Annotated in this window: 11 protein-coding genes and 1 pseudogene; 7 read left to right on the plus strand and 5 right to left on the minus strand. The window is 62.5% G+C overall.

The window, feature by feature from the left end:
• The 5 genes from F3J14_RS36130 to F3J14_RS31985 form a co-directional block, all read left to right on the plus strand.
• Positions 1–587, plus strand: a 587-nt coding sequence (locus F3J14_RS36130) for an RHS repeat-associated core domain-containing protein (protein WP_166726323.1), incomplete at its 5' end; no start/stop codon positions are given.
• Positions 584–859 (plus strand): immunity 53 family protein, encoded by a 276-nt coding sequence (locus F3J14_RS31970; RefSeq protein ID WP_166726330.1) that lies wholly within the window; start codon positions 584–586, stop codon positions 857–859. The genes F3J14_RS36130 and F3J14_RS31970, both read left to right, overlap by 4 nt.
• A 171-nt stretch (positions 860–1,030) precedes the next feature.
• Entirely contained in the window at positions 1,031–1,429 is a 399-nt protein-coding gene (locus F3J14_RS31975) for a hypothetical protein (protein WP_166726324.1), read from the plus strand.
• Positions 1,430–1,564: 135 nt separating this feature from the next.
• Complete coding sequence (locus F3J14_RS31980) at positions 1,565–1,888, plus strand: hypothetical protein (protein ID WP_166726325.1); 324 nt, start codon at positions 1,565–1,567, stop codon at positions 1,886–1,888.
• Between the two features lie 230 nt (positions 1,889–2,118).
• The gene (locus F3J14_RS31985; RefSeq protein ID WP_166726331.1) at positions 2,119–2,433 is read left to right on the plus strand and encodes an immunity 53 family protein; all 315 of its coding nucleotides are present in this window, start codon (positions 2,119–2,121) and stop codon (positions 2,431–2,433) included.
• A gap of 40 nt (positions 2,434–2,473) precedes the next feature.
• On the opposite strand, the gene F3J14_RS31990 is transcribed toward F3J14_RS31985, so the two are convergent.
• From F3J14_RS31990 to F3J14_RS32010, 5 genes are all read right to left on the minus strand, one after another.
• Positions 2,474–3,196 carry an HAD-IA family hydrolase gene (locus F3J14_RS31990; protein WP_166726332.1) on the minus strand — a complete coding sequence of 241 codons (723 nt, stop codon included), beginning with the start codon at positions 3,194–3,196 and terminating at the stop codon, positions 2,474–2,476.
• 29 nt (positions 3,197–3,225) lie between these two features.
• Complete coding sequence (locus tag F3J14_RS31995) at positions 3,226–4,197, minus strand: ornithine cyclodeaminase family protein (RefSeq protein WP_166726333.1); 972 nt, start codon at positions 4,195–4,197, stop codon at positions 3,226–3,228.
• Between the two features lie 132 nt (positions 4,198–4,329).
• Positions 4,330–5,460, minus strand: a complete 1,131-nt coding sequence (locus tag F3J14_RS32000; RefSeq protein ID WP_166726326.1) for a DSD1 family PLP-dependent enzyme — start codon at positions 5,458–5,460, stop codon at positions 4,330–4,332.
• Positions 5,461–5,572: 112 nt separating this feature from the next.
• Positions 5,573–6,499 (minus strand): LysR family transcriptional regulator, encoded by a 927-nt coding sequence (locus F3J14_RS32005; RefSeq protein WP_211080412.1) that lies wholly within the window; start codon positions 6,497–6,499, stop codon positions 5,573–5,575.
• A gap of 99 nt (positions 6,500–6,598) precedes the next feature.
• Positions 6,599–7,513: an NAD(P)/FAD-dependent oxidoreductase gene (locus tag F3J14_RS32010; RefSeq protein WP_166726328.1), complete on the minus strand. Its 915-nt coding sequence runs from the start codon at positions 7,511–7,513 to the stop codon at positions 6,599–6,601.
• Positions 7,514–7,655: 142 nt separating this feature from the next.
• On the opposite strand from F3J14_RS32010, the gene F3J14_RS32015 reads away from it, so the two are divergent.
• The gene (locus F3J14_RS32015; RefSeq protein WP_166726329.1) at positions 7,656–8,096 is read left to right on the plus strand and encodes an Rrf2 family transcriptional regulator; all 441 of its coding nucleotides are present in this window, start codon (positions 7,656–7,658) and stop codon (positions 8,094–8,096) included.
• Between the two features lie 258 nt (positions 8,097–8,354).
• A pseudogene (locus F3J14_RS32020) lies at positions 8,355–8,506 on the plus strand (DUF2760 domain-containing protein); the annotation flags it as partial.

The following is an 8,506-nucleotide window of genomic DNA, read 5'->3' on the forward strand; positions in this document are numbered from 1 at the left end:
GGGCGTGGGGCGGTGAGAAGACGGTGTGGCGGGAGACGCCGGAGCGGAACGAGGCGGGTAACGCGATCCGGTTTCAGGGGCAGTATCACGATGAAGAGACGGGGCTGCATTACAACCGGTATCGGTACTACGATCCGGGGAGTGGGCGGTTTGTTAGCAAGGATCCGATCGGGCTGGCGGGTGGAATCAACGCGTGGCAGTACGCGCCTAACCCGGTTGGGTGGATTGATCCGTTGGGGCTGTCGAAGCAATGCGCGAAATGCTTGCCAAGTTGCAGTGACTATACGTCCCGCGGGTCGAAAAATGAGGAGGAGATGGCTCGTGAGCTTTCCGGGCAGATCAACCAGAATTCCGTGACATTCTCTACACCGACGACACAGGGCCACATTGATTTGCAAGGGGCGTCGCATTTCGACAAATCCACCGGTGTCGATATTCCGACTCCGCATGTTCAGACTCGGAAAATAAATGTGGGGCCAAACGGTCAAGTGACTACGTCGAAAAAGACAGAGGTTACGAGGCCGGCGACGAGGCAAGATGTTCGAATGGCTAGGGAACTGGCAAGACGAAAAGGGCTGTGCAAATGAGCGATTTAATAACTGCGTTGCAGTGCTGGTATACGTCCCAATGTGATGAAGTTTGGGAGCACTCATATGGTGTGGAGATTGTTAATGTCGACAACCCCGGCTGGAGGGTGAAGATAAATGGTGCTTCAGTCAGGAAGCCGACCGATATCAACATCGAGCGTGACGACGAGGATTGGATCAGGATAAGCGCCACCGAAACGGAGTTCATCGGATACGGTGGCCCTGGTAATTTGCAGGAAATTCTGAAGCTTGCCGTGGACTGGCTTCAGTAACTCCAACGGCCGCAGTTGCGGCCGTTGAGTGTGAAACACAGATGGACGTCGATCACAAGACCGTACAGCGCTTGATGCAAGCGCTCGGATTGAAATCCCTGGTTTGGCCCAAGAAGTATCGCTCCTACCGTGGTGAACTGGCTCAGGTACCAATTGAATGCAGGGGGTGGAATGATTTATTCTGCTGATGAGTTTGTCGCACTGCGAGATAGTTCTCTCAAGGAGGAATATGATCGCGCTGCGACCGACGATGCTCCTGTTTCAGTGTGGAAAGACGTTATTGATAGATTCCCGGAATACAGGAGATGGGTTGCTTATAATAAGACGGTTCCGCTTGAGATCTTGACGTTGCTTTGCAAATTTGAACCTGATGTTCGTCGTTTCATTGCCGTGAAGAGAAAATTATCTTATGAATTATTTGATATATTGTCAAAGGATCTTGATGCGATCGTCCGGCAGGGCATCGCTTCGAATAAAAGGACTCCTATTTCAGTAGTCAGAAGGCTTGCGGAGGATGAGGACGAGGATGTTTCTAGAGTCGCCAAGTATAATCTCGATAACCGGTCGTGATCGACAGTGTTCTCTTGGAGGCGTTACGCGAGCACCATGTTCGCCGCTCCAGCGGAGGCAAGGTGCTCTCTGACTATCAAAAAAGCGGAGCTCCGACTAACGAGCAGGCGGCGCTTGATAACTCAGTCGAGTGATATGAGCATCCAATACAGCAAAGAAGAACTCGAAATTCTATTGAGGTCTGCGGACAGCAATGTCGTAGTAGATGCACTTATGTACTTATGCTTCAACATCAATGACCCTGACTGGATTCAGAGTAAATGCATCGATGTGATTGAGAGTGGGATGAATGCGGATATAAAGGGGCTGGGTATTGCATGCGTTGGTCATGTAGCCAGAATGTATGCCAAGGTTGACAAGGATAAAGTGCTCCCTGTTTTGGAGAGAAAACTTAAAGACAATTCTTTGGCTGGAAGAGCTCAAGACGCTCTCGACGACATTGATGCATTTGTCAAGTGAATTGATGTGCTGCAAGAGTAATTCAGCCTTTTAATTTGTTTATACCCGACATCGGCACTGTGATTCTAGTGGCGGTAAGTTCATCGGTATGGACTCGATCGGCCTGTCGCGCATGTCAAGTGGCGGCGGGGAAACCCACATCAAAAAAGTCGAATCAGAGGTTACGAGGCCGACGACGAGCCAAGTTGTTCGAGCGGCCAGGAACTGGCGAGACGAAAAGGGCTGTGCAAATGAGCGATTTAATAACTGCGTTGCAGCGCTGGTATACGTCCCAATGTGATGAAGTTTGGGAGCACTCATATGGTATGGAGATTGTCAATATCGACAACCCGGGCTGGAGGGGCAAGATAAATGGTGCTTCAGTCAGGAAGCCGACCGATATCAACATCGAGCGTGACTACGAGGATTGGATCAGGATAAGCGCCACCGAAACGGAGTTCATCGGACACGGCGGTCCTGGTAATTTGGAGGAAATTCTGAAGCTTGCCGTGGACTGGCTTGCGCTGCCTAACGGGACAACGCTCCGAACAGCAGGCGATTCCTAGAGAGGGACTCGATTGAATCCACCTATCGTCTCAAGAATGTCTACGACACCTCGCCGGGCCCGCCGAGCGCTCGACAAAGCATCGACAGGTCGCGCAGTGTGAGATGTGCCGAAGCCGCTCGTTGCGGAACGTGTTCCCCGTCCGGATGCGTGTCGCGCACCACCCACGCCGCTTGAAGCCCCGCATTCAACGCGCCGACGATATCGAGGTGGTAATCGTCCCCGACGTGGAGCAGTTCCCCCGCGGGCACGCCAAGCGTCGCGGCGGCAGCATGAAAGATCTCCGGCTCGGGTTTCGCGAAGCCGAACGCACGCGCGCTCAGCGTGTCGCGAAAGAACTCGCCGCCGCCCGTCAGCCGAAGGTCCGCATTGCCGTTCGTCACCGCGATCAGCGGAAAGCGCGCGCTCAGCCACGCGAGCGCCGGCAATGCATCGTCGAAGAACTCGACCTGGTTCCGCGCGGAATAGAACACGTCGTATGCGCGGTCGGTCAGCGTGACGTCTTCGTTCGCGCGTTCCAGCGCAAGCCGGATCGAGCCGATGCGCAACGCACGATAGTCGCCGACCAGATCCGGCCGCAAGCGTTCGTATTCGTCGCGCAACTGGTTCAGTGCCTGCGACGTGGGCAGCACGCGCGCAGTTTCGGGCGCGTGCGCGAGCAGCCACGCATGCAGCGACGCTTCGGCCCGTTCGACGGAGGGTCCGAACGGCCACAGCGTGTCGTCGAGATCGAACGAGATGGCGGAAACGTTGGTCAGGTGCATGGCGACGGAAGATACCACGCAGTCGCCGCTCACCACGGCCACGGGATGGCGCGTCCCGCGCCGCGCTCGACAGCGTGCCGATACAGGAAACGCGCAACGGTCAGGTCCTGCAGCGCGAGCCCCGTCATGTCGAACACGGTGATCTCGCTCGCCGCGCGATCGACCGACACAGCCCCCGAGAGCACGTCGCCGATTTCAGTGCGCGGCAAATCCGGCGCCCACTGACACTCGCCCATGCTGCGCGCCTGCTCGTGATCGTCCACGAAAATCCGCGCACGCTCCAATACGCGTTCGGGAAGTTCGCGCTTGCCCGCGGTATCCGCGCCCACGCAAGTCAGATGCGTACCTGGCTGCACCGCATCCGCATCGAACAGCGGGCCGCCGCCCGGTGTCGCCGTGATGACCACGTCGCTGTCGGCCACCGCATCGTTGCGGTCTCGTGCGACGCGGATGTCGCAGCGTTCGCGGAATGCCGATTCGAACTCCGGATCGATTTCGCCGCTGACGTTCACGTACTGCACCGAGCACCGTTGCGGCAGCAGCCTGATCGCATAGTCGAGCTGGACGCGCGCCTGCACGCCGGTGCCGAACACGCAGATGCGCGTGCTGTCGCGGCGGGCGAGCGCCTGCAGCCCGAGGCCGCCTGCCGCACCGGTCCGGGCCGTGGTGACCGCGTTGCCGTCCATGATGCAGAGCGGGCGGCCGGTGGCCGGATCGAACAGCGCGATCGTCGCCTGATGCGGTTCGCCACCGCGGCCCCGATTGCCGGGCCAGAACCCGGCCGCCTTGAAACCGAGCAGATCCTGGCTCGCGACGTCGCCCGACTTGATCCCGAATACGCCGCCGGTATGCAGCTTCTCGCGGACGACCGGGAATACGCGTCCGGCGCGTCGACTATGCAGCACGAAGGCTTCGCGCACGGCCGCCGTCACTTGTTCGGCTTGAAGGGCCGGTTCGACCACATCGCGGTCGAGAAGAAGGAGTTGAGCGTTTGTGGGCATGGGTGGGCGAGCCTGTGGGGCAATGCGAATCGCAATGTTTATAGTTTGTACAAATGTAGACAAACTGTCAATCCAGTCCGGATGAAGGAGCCGGGCATTGGATCGTGGTACCGGCTACCGTGCTCGTGACGCTCACCACCCGTAGAAGCGCGGCCAGGTCTGTGTCGTGCCGTCGCTGCTCAGCGCGTGGTATTCCGGATGTTGCGCACCCGTCGCGCACGCGTGGTTCGGCAGGATCCGCAAACGGGTCCCGATCGGAAACCGCTGCGCGATGCCCGTGTCGGGCGTATCGATGCGCGACACGATGCCGTGCTCCTGATTGGCCGAACTCATGACGTACTCGCCGAGCACGTCGCCGTCTTCGGTACACACCTGCCCGTAGCCGAAATCCCGCGCCTGCCGCTGGGTGCCGCGATCGCGGCTCATCGCCATCCAGCCCGCGTCGACGATGGCCCAGCCTTTTTCTTCCTGGTGTCCGATGACGGTGGTCAGCACCGACAGCGCGATGTCGGCCTGCGCGCACACGCCGATGTTGTGCATCACGAGGTCGAACAGCACGTATACGCCGGCGCGGACTTCCGTCACCCCGTCGAGGTTCGCCGCGGACAGCGCGGTCGGCGTCGAACCGATGCTCACCACCGGGCAGGGCAAGCCGGCCGCCCTGAGGCGCTCGGCGGCGTGCACGGTGCGGCTGCGCTCCTGTTCGGCGATCGCGACCAGCGCGTCGCGCGTGTCGTATTCATAACTGGAGCCGGCGTGAGCGAGCACGCCGCCGAGCGCCATGCCGCCGTCGACCAGCGCGCGGCCGACGTCGATCAGCAGGCCGTCGTCGGGCCGAATCCCCGAACGGTGGCCGTCGACGTCGACCTCGATCCACACGTCGAAGCGCTCGCCGTGCTGGCGCCCGAATTCGGCGATCGCGTTCGCGGTCTCCAGGCTGTCGGCGACGATCTTCAGGTCGCAGCCCTGGCGGCGCAGCGCCAGCGCCTGGCCCAGCTTGGCCGGAATCATCCCGACCGCGTAGACGATGTCGCGCACGCCGGCGGCGAAGAACTGTTCGGCTTCCTTCAGCGTCGACACCGTGATGCCTTGCGCGCCGGCCGCGATCTGCGCGTCGACGACCTGTCGGCACTTGGTGGTCTTCACGTGCGGCCGGAACTTGACGCCCAGCGCGTCGAGATGCGCCTGCATGCGCGCGATGTTGTTGCGCATGCGATCGACGTCGATCAATGCGGCGGGGGTGTTGAGGGGTGGGATGCCCATGGTGCGTTGCCTCGTGGGTTGCCGACAGCGAACACTGTAGGGCGGTTGGCAAGCCGCGTGTTTAACGCATGCCAAATCGATCATTAAGCAGCATTTAATCGTGGAAAGCCGCTCATGCCTTGCCGCGCCATGGCGGCGGATCGAGAAATTGCTTCGCGGCGTCGAGAAAAACCCGTTGCCGCGCGGAGCGGCCGGTGCGCGACGGCAGCAGCGCGGTCACCGGCGCGGGCGGCAGATGCCAGTCGGGCAGCAGCCGCACCAGCTTGCCGTTCGCCAGCAGCGGCGCGACGTCCCATTCCGAGCGCTCCACGATGCCGAGCCCGGCCAGTGCCCAGTCGGTGATGACGGTGCCGTCGTTCGACGAAAGCGCGCCCGTGACGCGGATCACCGCGGACCGCCTGGGTTCGCCCTTGTTGTCGCCGGGTTGCGAGAAGTGCCAGCGCGGGACGTCCTCGTCGTTCTCGCGCAGGCACAGGCAGTCGTAGCGGGCGAGGTCGGACGGATGGTTCAGGTCGCCGATGCGACGCGCGTAACCGGGGCTCGCGCACAGGAAGCGCTCGTTGGGTGCGAGCGGATAGCCGATCCACGACGACGACTTCAGGGTGCCGACATGCACGACCACATCCGCGCCCGACGCACTGCCCAGCGGGCTCTCCGACAGGTGCAGCGAGATCTCGAGCTTCGGATGCGCGCGCTGCACGTCACGCACGATCCGCGCGACGTACTTGCGTCCGAAGCCGAACGGCGCGACGACGCGCAGCGTGCCCTGCACGTCGCCGTGATCGCCCGAGATGTTGACCGGCAGTGCCTCGACGCGCTCGAGAATCTCGACGGCTTCCTGATACAGCCGCTGACCTTCGTCGGTCAATGCGATGCCTTTCGGCTGTCGCACGGCCAGGCGTACGTCCAGCCGAGCCTCCATCCGCTGCAGGCGGATCGTGACCGCGGGCGGCGTGAGGTCGAGCAATCGCGCGGCGGATGCCAATGAGCGCGACGCGCCGATCGCGCGGACGAGTCGAAGGTCTTCGAGATCGAGCATTGCATGTCTCTTAATGCTGGCGTTGCGGAGCATTAAACAACACATCGCGTGAAGACGATAGCGCTACACGGCATCAACCGACATGCGGCTTCGTACCCGTCACGCGTCCAGCCCGAAAATCAACGAACGATGCGCGCCCACCCCGGCGGCGACGCCCGATGCCGACGCGAACGTCGCATTCGTCATCAGGCTCGACGCATCGCCGGCCGCGAACACGCCGGGAACGCTCGTCTGCTTCCACGTATCGACGCGGATCGCCACGCCGAGCGGCCCTTCGTCGAACGCACAGCCGAGCTGTTGCGCGAGATCGCTCGCCATCTCCGTACGCGCGCCGATGAACAGCGCATCGATCGGCACGACCTGCCCGTCGGCGAGCCGTAACGCTTCGATACGCGGTGCGTCGCCGAGGATGTCGACGACCGGTGATCGCTCGATACGCACGCCACGTGCGCCCAGCAACGCGGCTTCCTCTTCATTCGCTTCGACCATGCCTTGCGTGAACCACGTCGTCGGCCCCCAGTCCGGAATCAGGATCGCCTGATGCACGGACAGCGGATGCGTGGCCAGCACGCCGAGTTGCCGATCCGACACCTCGTACCCATGGCAATACGGACAATGCAGCACGCTGACGCCCCAGCGTTGCGCAAGACCCGGCAGCGCGGGCAATGCGTCGCGGATGCCGGTCGCGAGGATCAGCCGGTCGGCGCTGGCGCGGCTGCCGTCCGCGAGCGTCACATGAAAGCGGCTGCTCGCATCGCGCTCGGCGGTGCGCGCTTCGCCGGCGATCCGCTGCACGGTCGGATAGGCCGCGAGTTGCGCGGCGGCGTCGGCGACGATCCGCGCCGGCGGCTTGCCGTCCTGCCCGAAAAAGCCGTGCGCGTGCTCCGCGAAACGATTGCGCGGCCGCCCGGCATCGATCACGAGCACGCGGCGTCGCGCGCGCGCCAGTTGCATCGCGGCCGACAGCCCGGCGAAGCTGCCGCCGATCACGATCACTTCATGATGGTTCTGCATGTGTTCACTCCTTTCCGGAATCCGTGCCAGCGAAGAACGTGCTTCGATGGCGGTCAACTCATGAAACACGAGAAGTTGCATGATAGGTCGATGGTATCATTCATGCAACTTCAGGAGTTTCGAGAGTGGGAGCAGTCCGGCGATGAGAACCGATAGCCGTTTGTCGCGCATGCTGCATGCGCTGATCCACATGGACCAGGCCGATGGCCCGCTGACGTCGGAGGCGATCGCGGCGATGCTGGGCACGAATCCGGTCGTCGTGCGGCGCCTGCTCGGCGGCTTGCGCGATAGCGGCTATGTGCAGTCGGAAAAAGGCCACGGCGGCGGCTGGGCGCTCGCCGTCGCGCTCGACGACATCACGCTGCTCGACGTCTATCGCGCGGTGGGCGAGCCGCCGGTGTTTTCGGATCTGGTGTCCGAGGATGCGCCCGAATGCCTGGTCGAACAGGCGGTCAACGCGCATCTGTCGGCCACGCTGAAAGAGGCCGAGGCGGTGCTGCTCGCGCGCTTCGGCGAGGTCACGCTCGGCATGCTGTCACGCGATTTCGAAGCGAAGGCGGCGCGCCGCCGCACGCCGCGCTGACGCGCTGCAACATCGCGGTCGGCCGCCGATAGCCGGTAGTCCGACATAATCCGGCGCGGCGCGAAACCGCCGGGCCGCCATGTTCTGTCCCCCAACTTCTGCCCGATTCGCCCGCCACAGGGCAAAATACGGGTTTTCCGCACCCGAGAGGGCGCGTCCGAATCACGCGCCGGGCGGCGGCAGTGCGCAATCGCACGCCGTCGCCGGGCGCCCAGGCAAGATGCTCGCCGCTCGCGAGCCCACAGGAGTCCAGACCCCATGCCCGAAACCAACCTGTCCTTCTTCGGCCGGCTATCGCTGGCCGTCGGCACGTTCTTCTCCGTGCTCGGCAACCGCGAGTTCGCGGCCGGCGTGCTGCGCCTGCGCGACGGCGCGCCGGCACCGGTCGCCCCGGCGCCGGTCGCGCCGAC

Source organism: Burkholderia sp. Tr-862, assembly GCF_011753085.1.
GTDB classification, from domain to species: Bacteria; Pseudomonadota; Gammaproteobacteria; order Burkholderiales; family Burkholderiaceae; genus Burkholderia; species Burkholderia ambifaria.

What these genes read in the sequence shown, in the direction of transcription:
- F3J14_RS31970 (WP_166726330.1), top strand. Translation starts at nt 584, where the DNA reads ATGAGCGATTTAATAACTGCGTTGCAGTGCTGGTATACGTCCCAATGT.
- F3J14_RS31975 (WP_166726324.1), top strand. Translation starts at nt 1,031, where the DNA reads ATGATTTATTCTGCTGATGAGTTTGTCGCACTGCGAGATAGTTCTCTC.
- F3J14_RS31980 (WP_166726325.1), top strand. Translation starts at nt 1,565, where the DNA reads ATGAGCATCCAATACAGCAAAGAAGAACTCGAAATTCTATTGAGGTCT.
- F3J14_RS31985 (WP_166726331.1), top strand. Translation starts at nt 2,119, where the DNA reads ATGAGCGATTTAATAACTGCGTTGCAGCGCTGGTATACGTCCCAATGT.
- F3J14_RS31990 (WP_166726332.1), bottom strand. Translation starts at nt 3,196, where the DNA reads ATGCACCTGACCAACGTTTCCGCCATCTCGTTCGATCTCGACGACACG.
- F3J14_RS31995 (WP_166726333.1), bottom strand. Translation starts at nt 4,197, where the DNA reads ATGCCCACAAACGCTCAACTCCTTCTTCTCGACCGCGATGTGGTCGAA.
- F3J14_RS32000 (WP_166726326.1), bottom strand. Translation starts at nt 5,460, where the DNA reads ATGGGCATCCCACCCCTCAACACCCCCGCCGCATTGATCGACGTCGAT.
- F3J14_RS32005 (WP_211080412.1), bottom strand. Translation starts at nt 6,499, where the DNA reads ATGCTCGATCTCGAAGACCTTCGACTCGTCCGCGCGATCGGCGCGTCG.
- F3J14_RS32010 (WP_166726328.1), bottom strand. Translation starts at nt 7,513, where the DNA reads ATGCAGAACCATCATGAAGTGATCGTGATCGGCGGCAGCTTCGCCGGG.
- F3J14_RS32015 (WP_166726329.1), top strand. Translation starts at nt 7,656, where the DNA reads ATGAGAACCGATAGCCGTTTGTCGCGCATGCTGCATGCGCTGATCCAC.